General features: G+C 73.3%; 15 protein-coding genes. 8 read left to right on the forward strand and 7 right to left on the reverse strand.

Annotation, left to right across the window (positions count from 1 at the left end):
• The first annotated feature begins 131 nt into the window (after positions 1-131).
• The 3 genes from ACYVID_RS13635 to ACYVID_RS13645 are packed head-to-tail and all read left to right on the forward strand — an operon-like array spanning position 132 to position 2064.
• The gene (locus tag ACYVID_RS13635; RefSeq protein ID WP_460737912.1) at positions 132-356 is read left to right on the forward strand and encodes a hypothetical protein; all 225 of its coding nucleotides are present in this window, start codon (positions 132-134) and stop codon (positions 354-356) included.
• Positions 357-395: 39 nt separating this feature from the next.
• Positions 396-1199: a glycerophosphodiester phosphodiesterase gene (locus ACYVID_RS13640; RefSeq protein ID WP_460737913.1), complete on the forward strand. Its 804-nt coding sequence runs from the start codon at positions 396-398 to the stop codon at positions 1197-1199.
• A gap of 10 nt (positions 1200-1209) precedes the next feature.
• Entirely contained in the window at positions 1210-2064 is an 855-nt protein-coding gene (locus ACYVID_RS13645; protein WP_460737915.1) for a DUF5926 family protein, read from the forward strand.
• 78 nt (positions 2065-2142) lie between these two features.
• On the opposite strand, the gene ACYVID_RS13650 is transcribed toward ACYVID_RS13645, so the two are convergent.
• The 5 genes from ACYVID_RS13650 to ACYVID_RS13670 form a co-directional block, all read right to left on the reverse strand.
• Positions 2143-3435: an MFS transporter gene (locus tag ACYVID_RS13650; RefSeq protein ID WP_460737917.1), complete on the reverse strand. Its 1293-nt coding sequence runs from the start codon at positions 3433-3435 to the stop codon at positions 2143-2145.
• Positions 3436-3542: 107 nt separating this feature from the next.
• Positions 3543-4487 carry an adenylate/guanylate cyclase domain-containing protein gene (locus ACYVID_RS13655; RefSeq protein ID WP_460737919.1) on the reverse strand — a complete coding sequence of 315 codons (945 nt, stop codon included), beginning with the start codon at positions 4485-4487 and terminating at the stop codon, positions 3543-3545.
• Positions 4488-4689: 202 nt separating this feature from the next.
• Positions 4690-5070 carry a Crp/Fnr family transcriptional regulator gene (locus ACYVID_RS13660; RefSeq protein WP_300639886.1) on the reverse strand — a complete coding sequence of 127 codons (381 nt, stop codon included), beginning with the start codon at positions 5068-5070 and terminating at the stop codon, positions 4690-4692.
• Positions 5071-5186: 116 nt separating this feature from the next.
• Complete coding sequence (locus ACYVID_RS13665) at positions 5187-6404, reverse strand: arginine deiminase (protein WP_460737921.1); 1218 nt, start codon at positions 6402-6404, stop codon at positions 5187-5189.
• Between the two features lie 112 nt (positions 6405-6516).
• Complete coding sequence (locus ACYVID_RS13670) at positions 6517-7362, reverse strand: prephenate dehydratase (RefSeq protein WP_460737923.1); 846 nt, start codon at positions 7360-7362, stop codon at positions 6517-6519.
• 184 nt (positions 7363-7546) lie between these two features.
• Between ACYVID_RS13670 and ACYVID_RS13675 the strand changes: the two genes are divergently transcribed.
• The gene (locus tag ACYVID_RS13675; RefSeq protein ID WP_460737925.1) at positions 7547-7945 is read left to right on the forward strand and encodes a DUF4446 family protein; all 399 of its coding nucleotides are present in this window, start codon (positions 7547-7549) and stop codon (positions 7943-7945) included.
• Positions 7946-8075: 130 nt separating this feature from the next.
• Here the strand turns inward: ACYVID_RS13675 and ACYVID_RS13680 are convergent, their stop codons facing one another.
• Positions 8076-8816, reverse strand: coding sequence for a GIDE domain-containing protein (locus ACYVID_RS13680; RefSeq protein ID WP_460737927.1), 741 nt, complete (start codon positions 8814-8816; stop codon positions 8076-8078).
• Between the two features lie 150 nt (positions 8817-8966).
• A complete protein-coding gene (locus ACYVID_RS13685) occupies positions 8967-10547 on the reverse strand; it encodes a bifunctional phosphatase PAP2/diacylglycerol kinase family protein (protein WP_460737929.1) in 1581 nt (526 codons plus the stop codon).
• Positions 10548-10624: 77 nt separating this feature from the next.
• On the opposite strand from ACYVID_RS13685, the gene serS reads away from it, so the two are divergent.
• From serS to ACYVID_RS13705, 4 genes are read left to right on the forward strand one after another with little or no spacing between them, the layout of a single operon-like run.
• A complete protein-coding gene (serS, locus tag ACYVID_RS13690) occupies positions 10625-11902 on the forward strand; it encodes a serine--tRNA ligase (protein WP_460737930.1) in 1278 nt (425 codons plus the stop codon).
• 25 nt (positions 11903-11927) lie between these two features.
• Entirely contained in the window at positions 11928-12737 is an 810-nt protein-coding gene (locus tag ACYVID_RS13695; protein WP_460738005.1) for an HAD family hydrolase, read from the forward strand.
• A 2-nt stretch (positions 12738-12739) separates the two neighbouring features.
• Positions 12740-13243: a GNAT family N-acetyltransferase gene (locus tag ACYVID_RS13700; RefSeq protein ID WP_460737932.1), complete on the forward strand. Its 504-nt coding sequence runs from the start codon at positions 12740-12742 to the stop codon at positions 13241-13243.
• The gene (locus tag ACYVID_RS13705) at positions 13236-14039 is read left to right on the forward strand and encodes an HAD family hydrolase (RefSeq protein ID WP_460737934.1); all 804 of its coding nucleotides are present in this window, start codon (positions 13236-13238) and stop codon (positions 14037-14039) included. Before ACYVID_RS13700 ends, ACYVID_RS13705 begins: the two co-directional genes overlap by 8 nt.
• The last annotated feature ends 16 nt before the right edge of the window (positions 14040-14055 follow it).

Here is a 14055-nt window from a genome sequence, read left to right on the forward strand (position 1 = left end):
CGGGTGACACGCCGGGTGCGTCGTACGCACTCCGGTCCCGCGCGCCGTACGCCGGCGGCCGGACGTCCCCGGAGAGCGACCCGCTCGACCGGGTGGTGTCCGGGCGGTCGGCCGCGGGCACGGTCGAGGTCATGGACCACGCGAACCCCGACAGCCAGGGCGACCGGACCACGGTGGTGCTCGAGCGCACCATCCGGCACGTGGAGGACGAGCTGCGCGGAGCTCCGGAGGAGGAGGTCGTGGCGCGGCTGCGCGCCGAGCTGCCGGCCGACGTCGACGTGCCCGAGCGCAACCTGCTGGCCGCGGCACGCGCCATCGCGGAGGGACGACGCGAGGACGGCACGCCGGACCGCTGATCGCTCACCCCGACGGGCGAACTGGCCCATCATGGGGTCATGCTCGACCGGCCCCTCGTGCTCGCCCACCGCGGAGCCAGCCACGACCACGCCGAGCACACCCTCGGCGCCTACCTCGCGGCGCTGGAGGCCGGTGCCGACGGCGTGGAGTGCGACGTCCGCCTGACCGCCGACGGGCACCTGGTGTGCGTGCACGACCGCGACCTGCGGCGCACCGCCTCCACGCGCGGGATCGTCTCCACGATGGACCTGGCGGAGCTGAGCGAGCTGGACTTCTCCAGCTGGAAGCACCCCTGGGCCGACCTCGACGACGAGCGGCCCGACCTGGTCGAGGAACACGGGCGGGTGCTGACGCTGCGCAAGCTCTTCGAGGTCTGCGCCGACTTCGACCGGCGGATCGAGATCGCGGTCGAGACCAAGCACCCGACGCGGTACGGCGGGCTGGTGGAGCGGCGCGTGGCCGACCTGCTCCAGGACTTCGGGTGGGACGAGCCCGGCGGGCCGGCGCGGGTGATGTCGTTCTCCCACACCGCGCTGCAGCGGATGGAGCGGCTCGCACCAGGGGTGCAGGTGGTGCAGCTGCTCGAGCACATCCCCTACTGGCCGGTGCTGCGCCGGGTCGTGGGCCGTGACTGGCTGGTCGGCCCGGGGGTCAAGCTGCTCCACGAGAGTCCCAGGCTCGGTCGCAGCATCACCGCCGCGGGCCACGACATGCACGTGTGGACCGTCAACACCGACGACGACCTGCGGGTCTGCCAGGAGCTCGGTGTGAAGGCCGTGATCAGCGACCGCCCGGCGTACCTCCTCGACCTGCTGGACGGGCAGTCGGACCAGGCCGGGTAGTTTCACCGCCATGGCCAAGAAGAACCGCACCAAGGGCAAGCCCAAGAAGACGATGCCCGCCTTCGTGAAGCGTCCCTTCGAGGGGCTGCCCTCGGAGTGCGACGTGATCGCCCTGCGCGAGCTGGTCCCGGCCGGTACGGCGCCGCTGAGCCTCAAGGACTCCGACCGCGAGGTCGTGCTCTGCTCGCTGCTGCCGATGGCGGCCCCGGCGATGGTGCGCGAGTCCGGTGCGATCTGGCTCGGCATGCAGGTGCAGCACCACTTCGGCGACCCCGCCCGCGACCTCGGTGCGGTGCTCCGGAAGGCGGTCGCCCAGGCCGAGGCCGGTGAGCCCGGCATCGTCGGGCTGACCGAGCTGCCCGAGGACGCCCCCCGCCTGCAGGACCTCGTCACCGGCGACACCCTCGACGTGACCGTGCACGAGGGCTTCGACTTCTGGCTCGCCGACGTCGAGGAGAAGGACGACCTCGCCGGCGCGCTCGACCAGGCCAACGCCGCGGCCGTCCCGACCTCCCGCCTGAGCGGCGTCGAGGCGGCGTACTGGACCAACATCGGCACCAAGGAGCACCTGCGCTGGGTCATGCCGCACCCCGAGGACGCGCTGCTCACCGCGCTGGCGCGGCTGCACGCTGCCGGCAAGGACGTCCTGGTGCCCGGTGCCCGCTTCGTCGGGATGTTCCGTGCCCACGGCCTGCTCGCCCCGGTGTGGGACCTCGAGGTCGGCACCGGTGCCGACGCGCTCGAGGAGCCGGCCGCCGCGTTCCAGCAGGAGCTCGAGGCCGCGCTCGCCGACGACTCCGACCTGACCCAGGAGGAGCGCTCGGCCCGCAACGGGCTGGCCAACCGCCAGGTCACGCTGCGCTGAGGCGGGGCTCGCGGCGGAAGGGGTACTCCGAATCATTTCTGATGCTCAGCTCGAGCTGAGCATCAGAAATGATTCGGACTACCCCGCTCCGACCGCCTGCCCCGGCGCCCCCACCCGCGCCAGGTGCCGCTCGGCGGCCCGGGCGGCGGGGGCGATGGCGGCTGCTGCGACGACGACGAGGGCGCCGATCGTGATCCAGCCCCAGGTGCCGACCTCCATGGCGAGGAAGGTGTAGGCGGCGGGTGCCCACACCGAGCCGAGGATGAACCCCAGCTGCGACACGCCCTGGTACTCCCCGCGGCGGTCGGGGTCGGACAGCTCCGCCTGCAGGCCCCACGAGCCGGCGGAGTCGTAGAGCTCGGCGAAGGTCACGGTGACGTGCCCGATCCACATCAGCGCGATGGTGACCCAGCCGATCGTGTCGTGGGTGACGAGCAGGACCCCGCACGACAGCACGAAGAAGAACGCCCCCCGGCGCACCGCCCGCAGCGACGTGCCCACGTCGGACACCCCGCGCGCGGTGGCCACCTGCAGCGCCACGGCCATGACGGTGTTGGTGCCGAAGAGCCACGCCAGCAGCACCCGTGGGGCGTCGGTCTCCGCGACCAGCCACAGCGGCACCACGACGTTGAGCAGCACCTGGTGGGTCGACAGGACCCCGCTGAGGGTCGAGGTGAGGATGAAGGGCCGGTTGCGCAGCGCGGCGCGCGGGTCGCTGCGCCGGCTGCCCGCCACCGCCGCCTCGAGCGCGGTGTCCCCGGCCTCGGCGTGCGCCTCCGCCTCGCGCGAGAGCCGCGGCATCCGGGTGATCCACGCGGTGTTGAGCAGCAGGATCACCGCGGTCACCAGCGGGATCGCCATGATCGGTCCGTCGGAGCCGGCGGCCAGCGCGAGGCCGCCCGCGCCGGCGCCGAGGGTGTAGCCGACGTTGCGCGAGGCCCGCATGTAGGCCAGCGACCGCACGCGCGTCTCCCGCGGGAACACCTCGAACCGGTACGCGTTGCGCCCCGACCGCATCCACGAGGCGGCCAGCTCCAGGGCGATGGTGACGGCGACGTACGCCGCGAACCCCTCGACCAGGAACCACGAGCCGAAGAGCAGCGCCTCGAGGAGCGAGCCCAGGATCCAGGTGCGCCGGGTGCCGACCGCGTCCGCGAGCCGGCCGAGCGGCACCGAGGCGCAGAAGACCACGACGCCGCCGATGGTCAGGCCCAGGCCGACCTGTGCAGGGGAGAGCCCGACGATCTGCGTGAAGTAGACCGCCGACCCGGTGAGGAACGCGCCCTCGCCGAAGGCCGACAGCACCGACTGGTAGGACATCGAGCGGATGAGCGGGTCGTCGGAGAGCACCTTCGTCATCAGCCGGGTCACCGGCGCATCCTAGGTAAAGAGCCGGGCCCCGGCGTACTCGATACTGGCGGGTCCCGCGTCGCCGCGTCGTCGGCGTACGACGACGGGCGCTGGGCCGGGGGCACGGGTCAGCCCGAGCGGTCGCCGTCGTCCTCGCGCCGGCGCAGCGCCCACGGCCGCAGCGAGGAGTAGCCCTTCACCGAGGTCCGCGGCACCCGGCGCAGCGACCACGCCGGGTCGTCCCCGAGCTGCTCGCGCATGCCGTCGTCGACCAGCACCGTGCCGTCGCGGGCGATGCCGGTGAGGCGGGCAGCGATGTTGACGGTCGGGCCGAGCACGTCTCCGAGGCGGGTCACGACGTCGCCGTACGCGATGCCGGCGCGCACCTGCGGGAACGGGTCGTCCTCGTCGGAGCCCATCGCCACCAGCGTCAGCGCGATCCGCGCGGCCGCGGCGGGGTCGTCGGCGACGAGCAGCACCTCGTCCCCGATGTTCTTGATGACCCGGCCGCCGTGGTCGACGACGACCTCGGTGGTGCGGGCCTCGAAGGTCTCGATCCACGCGACGAGCTCGGCGTCGCGCATCGAGCGGGAGCGGGAGGTGAAGCCGACGATGTCGCAGAAGCAGACCGCCTGCGGGGTCGTCCCCGCCGTGGCCCCGGTCTCGTCGGACTCCGTGCCGGCCATCAGCCGACCGGAGGCGCCGGCGAGGTGCCGGCGCCACACGTAGGACTGCAGCCGCTCGACCCGGGGGAGCACCTCACCGGTCAGCACCCCGAGCCGCTCGACCGGGTCGGCGTCGGGGTCGGCGGCCGCGACCCGGGCCAGCAGCGTGGTCTGCCACTCCGCGAGCCGGGCGAAGGAGCGGCCCCAGGTGCGCACCAGCGCCGCCTGGGAGTCCTCGCCGAGGATGCCGAGCCCCACGAGGTCCCCGGCCAGCTGGAGCGCCTCGACGTCGGCGGCGGTGAAGGCCGGGTCGTCGTCGGCGGTGGCCGCGAAGCCGAGCAGGCGCCACAGCTCGCGCGCGACCTCGAGGGGTACGCCGGCGGCAGCCGCGACCTCGAGCCGGGTCAACGAGGGGCGCTCGCCGAGCAGCAGTTCCTCGACCGACCCCTCGTCGTCGAGGTCGGGTGCTGGGCCGGGTGCTGGGCCGGGTGCTGGGTCGGGTGCTGGGTCGGGCGCTGGGTCGGGCGCGGGCGGCGGGGCGCCGGGACCGGCCGGGTCCTCGGGCCGTCCGGGCTGCTCGGGGGTGCTCAGCGCGGGGCTCCGGACCGGGTCAGGACTGCTCGCCGCCCCCGGCGAAGCGCTCCTTGGCCACCGCGTCGAGCTGCTCGGCGAACTTCGGCATCTCCACCGCGAGCCGGTTGAGCTGCTCGGGGGTGAAGTGGATGAGCTCGAGCGGGGTCAGCGCCACGATGCTGGCCGAGCGCAGGGAGTGGTTGAGGATCGCGGCCTCGCCGACGATGTCGCCCTCGCCGACCTGGGCGATCTCCTTGCCGTGCTGGCGCACCGAGACCGTGCCGGACAGGATGATGTAGGCCTTGTCGGCGCCGGTCTTCTCCGAGATGGGCGCCCAGCCCTCCGGCAGCGTGACGCGGGTGCCGGCCGAGCTGATCTTCGCGATCTCCTGAGGAGTGAACGCGCTGAAGAACGACATGGGGGTCCTTTCCGCCGGTCGTGGGTCCTCCCGGCCGCATCCTCGCGGACGCGTGTCAGAGGTGTAAAGGAAGCGTCTCGCGCGTCACAGCAGGTCAGCGCGCGACCGGGTGGGCCTCACAGCGGGTCACGGGTGATCGGACAGCTCATGCAGCGCGGGCCGCCGCGGCCCGAGCCGAGCTCGGAGCCGGCGATGCGAACGACCTCGATGCCGGCCTCCTCGAGCCGGTCGTTGGTCTCGTCGTTGCGCTCGTAGGCGACCGCCACCCGCGGCGCGAGAGCCAGGGTGTTGTTGCCGTCGTCCCACTGCTCCCGCTCGGCGGTGACCGGGTCCAGGCCGGTGTCGATCTGGTGCAGCTGGTCGATGCCCATCGCGCGCGCCGCGGCCACGAGGAACGGCTCCGGCTCGGCGACGCTGAGGGTCAGCGTGGCCTCGTCGCCCTGCTCGGTCATGGTCACCGCGTGGGCGACGAGGGAGTCGGCGACGTTGGGGTACATCACGACCTTGTCGACGTCGACCAGGGTGCAGATGGTGTCCAGGTGCATCGTGGCCCGCTCCTGGGCGATCGGCACCGCCAGCACGGTCCGCGCGAGCCCGGCGTGGAACACCTGGCGCGCGAAGCGCTCGACACCGGCCGGCGTCGTACGCTCCCCGACGCCGACGGCGATCACGCCCGGCGCGAGGTGCAGGACGTCGCCGCCCTCGACGTGCTCGGAGTGCCAGCCGTGGATCTTGCGGGTGCCGCGGAAGCGCGGGTGCTCGGTGTAGATCAGCTCGGTCAGCTGGGTCTCGCGCGAGCGTGCCGGCATGGCCAGCGAGGTGATGGCGACCCGGTCGCGCACCCAGACGCTGGAGTCGCGGGTGAACAGCAGGTTGGGCAGCGGGTCGACGAGGAAGTCGTACGGCGAGAGCAGGCTCGTGACCAGGCCGAACCCACCGCGCACCTCGTCGTTGCGGATGCCGGCGGTGAGGTAGGCCGTCAGCTCCTCGGGCGAGGCGTCGTGCAGGAAGTGTGCGAGGTAGTCGCGCAGGGTGTCGCCGAGGTGCAGGCCCGACAGCGCGGAGGAGATCGCGTGGTTGCGGGCGATCTCGTCCTGCAGGGTCTCGGTGAGCAGCTCGGTGAGGTAGAGCACCTCCACGTCGCGGTCGCGCAGCGCCTGGGCGAAGGCGTCGTGCTCCTCCTGCGCGCGGGCCACCCACGGGATGCCGTCGAAGAGCAGCCGGTCGTTGTTGCGCGGGGTCAGTCGCTTCAGCTCGTTGCCGGGTCGGTGCAGCATGACGGTGCGGAGGCGGCCGACCTCGCTGTCGGCGTAGTGGGCGGGGCGCTCGCTCATGGACGCACCCTAGTGAACCCGGCTCGCGCCCCCGGCCACCCGTGAGGCGTGATCGCTGGTCGAGGTGCGAGGAGCGCCAGCGACGAGCCACGAGGCCCGCCCAGGCGCGGGGTCAGGCCTGCGCCCGGAACGGGTCGGCGGGGTAGACGCCGAGGATCGTGATGTCGGTGGTGAAGAAGGCCAGCTCCTCCAGCGCGTTGCGCAGCGGCGTCTCCTCGGGGTGCCCGTCGACCTCGGCGAGGAACTGGGTCGCGGTGAACTGGCCGTCGACCATGTAGCTCTCGAGCTTGGTCATGTTCACGCCGTTGGTCGCGAAGCCGCCGAGCGCCTTGTAGAGCGCGGCCGGCAGGTTGCGGACGTTGAACACGAAGCTGGTCACCACCGGGCCCTTGCCCGGCGCGGCCCGCACGAAGTCGCGGCTGAGCACGACGAACCGGGTCGTGTTGTGGTCCTCGTCCTCGACGTCTGCGGCGAGCACCTCCAGGCCGTAGATCTCCGCGGCCAGCGGCGGGCTGATCGAGGCCTGGGTCGGGTCCTTCGCCTCCGCGACCTCGCGGGCGGCGCCGGCGGTGTCGCCGGAGATGAGCGGGGTCAGGCCGTGCTCGCGGATGATCCGGCGGCACTGGCCCAGGGCGTGCACGTGGCTGTGGACGGTGCGGATCGTGTCCAGGCTCGCGCCGGGCACGGCCATCAGGTGGAACCGGATCCGCAGGAAGTGCTCGGCCACGATGTGCAGCCCGCTGCCGGGCAGGAAGTGGTGGATGTCGGCGACCCGGCCGGCGATCGAGTTGTCGATCGGGATCATCGCCAGCTCGGCCTCGCCGCTCGCCACGGCCGCGAAGACGTCCTCGAACGAGGCGCACGGCAGCGCCTCCAGGTCGGGGTAGTGCTCCTGGCACACGATGTGGGAGTTGGCGCCCGGCTCTCCCTGGTAGGCGATGCGTCGCGGTTCCGGCACCCGCGCAGTCTAGGCCGCGGTCGCCGCGCGTCGCCGTCGCGAGCGGCGCCAGACGCGTGGTCTGGCAAGGCGCCGATGCGAAGGCCCACTCGTTCGTTCGTCGAGCGTCGGCAACGCAGCCAGGGCGCGCGGATGGTGTCGCGTAGCAGGCGACGGTCGGTGGCCGCGGGCTAGGTTTCCGCTCGTGGAGATCCTGGTCGTGCTCACCCTGGTGGTCGCCCTTGCCGCGCTGGCCTGTGCCGTGCAGGCCCTGCGGACGGTCCGCGGCGGCGTACGACGCGAGGGACCGGACGCGCTGCCCGAGGACGTCCTGGGCCTGCGCCAGGAGGTCGCCGCCCTGCGCGCCGAGGGCCGCGACGCCCTGCGCCACCTGGCCGCCGTCCGCTACGACGCGTTCGGCGACATGGGCGGGCACCTCTCCTGGTCGGTCGCCCTGCTCGACGACGGCGGCAACGGCGTGGTCCTCACCTCGATCCACGGCCGCTCCGAGGCCCGCACCTACGCCAAGTCGATCGCCGCCTGGCGCTGCGACCAGCAGCTCTCGCCCGAGGAGGCCGAGGCCGTCGAGGCCGCCCGCCCCTGACGGACCGCCGGGCTGTTGCGATACCCGGTTACCCGGGTATCGCCGCACATCCGGGCCGCTATAGCACTCGAGAAGTGCACCGTGACGCACTTGACCGGGTACTCCACTTGGGCCGTTCGGGCTGCAACACTCAGAACAGGCTGAGGACCCCGACCGCACCGAGTACGCCGGCAGCGACCGCGGCCACCCTGGACACGATCCCGGCCGTCCGTGCCGACCCCGCGGCCGACTCCAGCAGCTGCTCCTCCGACCGGGTCGTGACGACGAGGTCGCCCTTCGCCGGTGCGGCCACGACCAGCCAGCCGTCCCGCTCGCTCACCTCGCCGCGCACGAACAGCCGCGTGCCGGGCGCCAGCACCCACTCCTCGTGCTCGAACCCGATCGTGTCCCGTCCGCCACCGCGCCGGCCCTCGCGGAACTCCGACACGGTCCGCCGCGCCCCGTCGACCCCCGAGATCGGCTCGACGAGCACCTCGCCGGTGGCGTCGCGCAGCACGAAGGCCGACTCCGAGCTCTCCGAGGTGACGGTCTCCTCGGCGGTCGAGGAGGTCCGGTTGCCCTGGGCGTCCTTGGTGACCTTCGTGTAGCGCCGGGTCACCACCTGGCGGTGCCACACGCACGGCGTACCCGTCTCGGGGGACCGCAGCGGACCGCCGGGCCCCGGTGCCGCCTCGCCGGAGAGCTCGACGACCTCGCGGTAGGACCCGGCCCCCGCGGCGCCGGTCGCCGCGGCCGCCAGCTCGTGCAGCGTCGCGACTGTGGAGGTCTCGGTCGCCAGCATCGCGCCGCGTCGCCGCTCGGCAGACCGGCCGACCCACCACGCCACGACCGCCACGACCGCAGCCACTGCTGCACCCACCAGGAATCCCATGACCTGCTCCTCAACGGGCCAGCCCGACCCACCTGTCCGTCCCGAGAGTCGGGGCCAGCCTCGCAGAGCCAGCCGGCGTACGGGCCGGAAGTGACGTCCCGAGGGTGCGGAACTGCCGGTTCGGCGGTGCGGAAGTGCCGGTTCGGCGGGTCAGCGGGGGACGCGGACGAGCACCCGGCCGTGGACGCAGCGCATCGAGAGCTCCCGGCCGGGGCCGATGGAGTCGCCGTCGAGCTGGCGCGGGGTGTCGGTGGCGGCGCGGACGACGACGGTCGAGCCGGTGCGGCGGTCGATGAGCGCGTCGGTGTGCGGCCGCTTGAGCAGCACCCGCCAGGCGAGGGGGATCCAGGCCAGGAAGTTCTTCGGGTGCAGGATCACCACGTCGAGGGTGCCGTCGTCGATGGCGGCGTCGGGCAGCAGCGGCATGCCGGCCTGCAGGAACCCCACGTTGCCGACGACCACGGTGCGGGCGCGGTGCTTGGTGAACTCCCCGCCGTCGACGGAGATCTCGACCTTGACCGCGGGGAACATCAGCGACTTCAGGCCCGAGATGACGTAGGCGATCCAGCCGACCCGCTTCTTGATGTCCTCGTTGACGCCCTCCATGATCGCGGCGTCGAAGCCCATGCCGGCCATGACCATGAAGTAGCTGTCCTCGATGCCGTCGCCGGAGACCTCGACCATGTCGATGGCCCGGTCCTGGCCGGTCAGTGCGACGTCGATGGCGGCGCGGAGGTAGAGCGGGATGTCCAGGTTGCGGGCCAGCAGGTTGCCGGTGCCGGCGGGGACGATCCCGACGGGGATGCCGGTGCCCGCGAGCTCGGCGCACACCTCGCGCACGGTGCCGTCGCCGCCGCACACCAGGACCAGGTCGGCGCCGGCCACGGAGGCCTCCTCGGCCATCCCGGTGCCCGGGTCCTCGACGGTGGTCAGGTGCCAGGTCGGGTCGGCCCAGCCGGCCTCGCGGGCCATGCCGGTCACCACCGTCTGGAACTGCCGGAGGTCCTCGACCTTGATCGGGTTCAGCACGACGGCCAGCCGCTTGGTGCCGGGGATGGCCACCGGCAGCGGCTCGGCCTTGACGGCGTGGCTGCGCGGCAGCGGGGAGTACGCCGCCACGACGGTCAGCAGGACCGCCGCACCGAGCAGCACGCCGGCCACGACGTCGCTGGGGTAGTGCCGCCCCAGCAGCACGCGGTCCAGGCAGATCGCCACGACGACGACCGCGACCGCGGCGTACGCCGTGCGCCGCATGCTCGCCCGGCGCACCAGCATCAGCACCAGCACGCACACCACGCCGCCGAGCGCGGCGGCCGAGGAGGCGTGGCCGGAGGGGAAGGAGTTGGTCGACAGCAGCGCCTCGGGGTCCTGCCACGGGGGCCGCTCGCGGCCGAGCCAGACCTTCATCCCGGTCGTGGCGGCCGCGGTCAGCGCGGGCACGAGGGCGGCGACGAGGGCCGCGCGGCGGTAGCCCTTGGCGAGCATCAGGCCGGCGACGACGACGGTGAGGACCGTCATCCCGATCGTGCCGAAGGTCAGCTCGACCCACCGGAGCAGGTCGTAGGCGGGCGAGCCGGCGTCGACGTACGGCGTCTCGGGGCCCGAGCTGCCGCGGGCGTCGACGTCGGCCAGCGCGCCCCACCCCTGGACGACGCCCACGGCGAGCAGCGCGAGGCCGGCCCAGCACAGCAGCGCCCAGGCGAGCAGCAGGGAACGGGAGCGGTCGAGCACGGGCGACAGCATGGCAGAGGGGAGGCGGCCACCAACTGGGGTGAGGTGGCCCCACGAGCCCGGATAGCCTGACGCCCATGATCGACCCCAAGGTCCTGCGGGACGACCCCGACCGCGTCCGTGCCGCGCTCGCCAAGCGCGGGCTGTCCGACGAGGTCGTCTCCCGCTCCCTGGAGGCCGACGCCACCCGCCGGGCCGCGATCGCCACCTTCGAGGCCAAGCGCGCGGAGCAGAAGCAGCTCGGCGCCCTCATCCCGAAGGCCCAGGGCGAGGAGAAGCAGGCCCTGCTCGCGCAGACCAAGACCCTGGCCGCGGAGGTCAAGGAGGCCGAGGCCGCCCGCGTCGCCGCCGACGAGACGTGGGACGCCGCGCTGAAGGAGATCCCCAACCTCGCTGCCGACGAGGCACCCGAGGGTGGCGAGGACGACTTCGTCGTGCTCGAGACCGTCGGCACCCCGCGCGACTTCGCCGCCGAGGGCTTCGAGCCGCGCGACCACATCGAGCTCGGCAAGCTGCTCGGCGCCATCGACATCGAGCGCGGCGCGAAGGTGTCGGGCTCGCGCTTCTACTTCCTCACCGGCGTCGGCGCCCAGCTGGAGCTGGCGCTGGTCAACCTGGCGATGGAGCAGGCCCGCGAGGCCGGCTTCACCCAGGTCATCGCGCCGTCGCTGGTGCGCCCACGTGCCATGGACGGCACCGGCTTCCTCGGCCAGGCCGCCGACGACGTCTACCGGATCGAGGGCGAGGACCTCTACCTCGTCGGCACCTCCGAGGTCCCGATGGCGGCCTACCACTCCGACGAGATCCTCGACCCGGCGACGCTGCCGCTGCGGTACGCCGCGTTCAGCCCCTGCTTCCGCAAGGAGGCCGGCTCGCACGGCAAGGACACCAAGGGGATCATCCGGGTCCACTGGTTCGACAAGGTCGAGATGTTCGTCTACACGACGCTCGAGGAGTCCTACGCCGAGCACGAGCGGCTGCTGCAGTGGGAGCGTGAGTTCCTCGACAAGCTCGAGCTGGCCTACCGCGTCATCGACGTCGCCGCCGGCGACCTGGGCCTCTCCGCGATCCGCAAGTTCGACTGCGAGGCCTGGATCCCGACCCAGGGCAAGTACCGCGAGCTCACCTCGACCTCCAACTGCACCGAGTTCCAGAGCCGCCGCCTCGACATCCGCGGCCGGTTCGAGGACGGCACCAAGCCGCTGGCCACGCTCAACGGCACGCTCTGCGCCATGACCCGCACCATCGTCGCGATCCTCGAGACCCACCAGCAGGCCGACGGCTCGGTGCGGGTCCCGAAGGCGCTCCAACCGCACATGGGCGGGCTCGAGGTGCTCAGGCCGCTCGGTGGCTGAGCCGGCGGCGGGCTGGGTCCCCAAGCTGGTCGCCCTCGACATCGACGGCACCCTCCTGCGCTGGGTCGAGGGAGCCGGCATGACGCACGCCGACGTCGCGCCCGCGGTCCGCGACGCCGTACGCCGGGCGCAGGACGCCGGTGCCCACGTGGTGCTGGCCAGCGGCCGCTCCCCGCACGGCATGACCCCGGTCGCCGACATGCTCGACCTGCACGCGGGACCCGACGGCGAGGTCGTGCCCGTGTGGGTCGTGGCCTCCAACGGTGCCGTCGTCTTCCGCTACCCGCCGCTCGAGGTCGTCCACGAGGAGACCTTCGACGCCCGGGCCGCCGTGGCCGCCGTGCTCGAGGAGCACCCGGGAGCCCTGGTCGGGGTCGAGGAGCGCGGCCGCGGCTACCGCGTCAACCGGCCCTTCCCGGACGGCGAGCTGTCGGGGGAGATGATCCCGACGCCGCTGGAGGAGATGGTCGCCGAGCCGGTCAGCCGCGTGATCATCCGCGATCCCGAGGCCACCGCCGAGGACTTCGTGGCCCTGGCCGGGAAGCTCGGCCTGCACGGCACCGACTACGTCGTGGGCTGGACGGCCTGGATGGACCTCGCGCCCGTCGGCGTCTCCAAGGCCTCCGGGCTGCAGCTGGTCTGCGACCGGCTCGGGGTCTCGGCCGAGGACGCGCTGGCCATCGGCGACGGTCGCAACGACCTGGAGATGCTGGCCTGGGCAGGTCGCGGCGTGGCCATGGGCCAGGCGATCGAGGAGGTCCGGGCCGCTGCCGACGACGTCACCGCACCGGTCGACGAGGACGGCGCGGCGGTCGAGCTGGGGCGGTACTTCTGAGCATGCCCGAGCCCGCCCCCGTGCTCACCACCGAGCGCCTCGTCCTGCCGCTGTGGTCCTCCGACGTGGTCGCCGACCTCCGCGCCGGCCGCCGCCGACCCGAGTGGCACCGCGACTTCCCGCGCACCGACGACCTCGACGCCGCGACGCTCTGGGTCGACGGTGACCCGTGGGGTCCGCGCAGCATCGTGCGCGGCACCACCGTGCTGGGCTCGATCGGCTGCTTCGGCCCGCCCGAGCCGGCCACCGACGGCGTGCCCGAGACCGAGGTCGGCTACGGCCTGGTCGCCGAGGCCCGCGGCTGGGGCTTCGCCACCGAGGCGCTCTCCGCGGTGCTGGCCGCCGCCGACGCCGCCGCGGTCCGGTTGCGCGCGAGCGTCGAGCCCGGCAACGCCGCCGGCCTCCGGGTGCTCGCGAAGAGCGGCTTCACCAGCCTGCGCGGTGCCGACGAGGAGGGCCGGCTCGTGATGGCCCGCCCGCTGCCGCCGGAGGTCTCCCGTGGCTGAGCACCCGCGCCCCCGCCTGGTCGCCACCGACCTCGACGGCACCCTGGTCGACCGCGAGGGCAACGTCTCCGACTACACCCGCGAGGTCCTGCTCGAGGTCGAGCGCCTGGGGGTGCCGGTCGTCTTCGTGACCGGCCGCCCCCTGCGCTGGGCCCGCGACGTCTTCGAGCACGTCGGCTCCCACGGCCTCGCGGTCATCTCCAACGGCGCGGCCGTCTGGGACGTGGCCGCCGACCGCGCCCGGCTCGAGCGCCCGATCACCCCGGAGGCCGGCCGCGAGTTCGCCCGCCTGCTGCGCGAGGCGGTGCCGGGCACGGCGTACGCCGTCGAGACCCTGGCCGGCATCGAGCTGGAGCCCGGGTTCATGGAGCGCTACCCGATCCCCGACGTCGTGCGACGCGCCCACGTCGACGAGCTGCTCGACGCCGGCGCCTGGAAGCTGCTGGCGCGGCACGAGGAGCTCTCGCCGCAGGAGTTCTGGGACCGGGCCGAGGCCGCCACCGGCGACCGGCTGACCATCACGTGGTCCTCGAGCACCACGCTGCTGGAGATCAGCGCCGCGCAGGTCACGAAGGCCTCGACGCTGGCGATGGTGTGCGCCGACCTCGGGATCGGGCCGGAGGAGGTCATCGCGTTCGGGGACATGCCCAACGACATCCCGATGCTCTCGTGGGCCGGTCGCTCGTGGGCGATGGCCGACGCGCACCCCACGGTGGTCGAGGTCGCCGACGAGGTCGCGCCCAGCCACCACGAGGACGGCGTGGCCCGGGTCCTGGCTGGTGTCTTCGACCTGTGACCTGCTTCCATGGCCC

It is taken from the genome of Nocardioides ginkgobilobae (assembly GCF_054781275.1).

What these genes read in the sequence shown, in the direction of transcription:
- ACYVID_RS13635 (WP_460737912.1), top strand. Translation starts at nt 132, where the DNA reads ATGGACCACGCGAACCCCGACAGCCAGGGCGACCGGACCACGGTGGTG.
- ACYVID_RS13640 (WP_460737913.1), top strand. Translation starts at nt 396, where the DNA reads ATGCTCGACCGGCCCCTCGTGCTCGCCCACCGCGGAGCCAGCCACGAC.
- ACYVID_RS13645 (WP_460737915.1), top strand. Translation starts at nt 1,210, where the DNA reads ATGGCCAAGAAGAACCGCACCAAGGGCAAGCCCAAGAAGACGATGCCC.
- ACYVID_RS13660 (WP_300639886.1), bottom strand. Translation starts at nt 5,070, where the DNA reads ATGTCGTTCTTCAGCGCGTTCACTCCTCAGGAGATCGCGAAGATCAGC.
- ACYVID_RS13665 (WP_460737921.1), bottom strand. Translation starts at nt 6,404, where the DNA reads ATGAGCGAGCGCCCCGCCCACTACGCCGACAGCGAGGTCGGCCGCCTC.
- ACYVID_RS13680 (WP_460737927.1), bottom strand. Translation starts at nt 8,816, where the DNA reads ATGGGATTCCTGGTGGGTGCAGCAGTGGCTGCGGTCGTGGCGGTCGTG.
- serS (WP_460737930.1), top strand. Translation starts at nt 10,625, where the DNA reads ATGATCGACCCCAAGGTCCTGCGGGACGACCCCGACCGCGTCCGTGCC.
- ACYVID_RS13700 (WP_460737932.1), top strand. Translation starts at nt 12,740, where the DNA reads ATGCCCGAGCCCGCCCCCGTGCTCACCACCGAGCGCCTCGTCCTGCCG.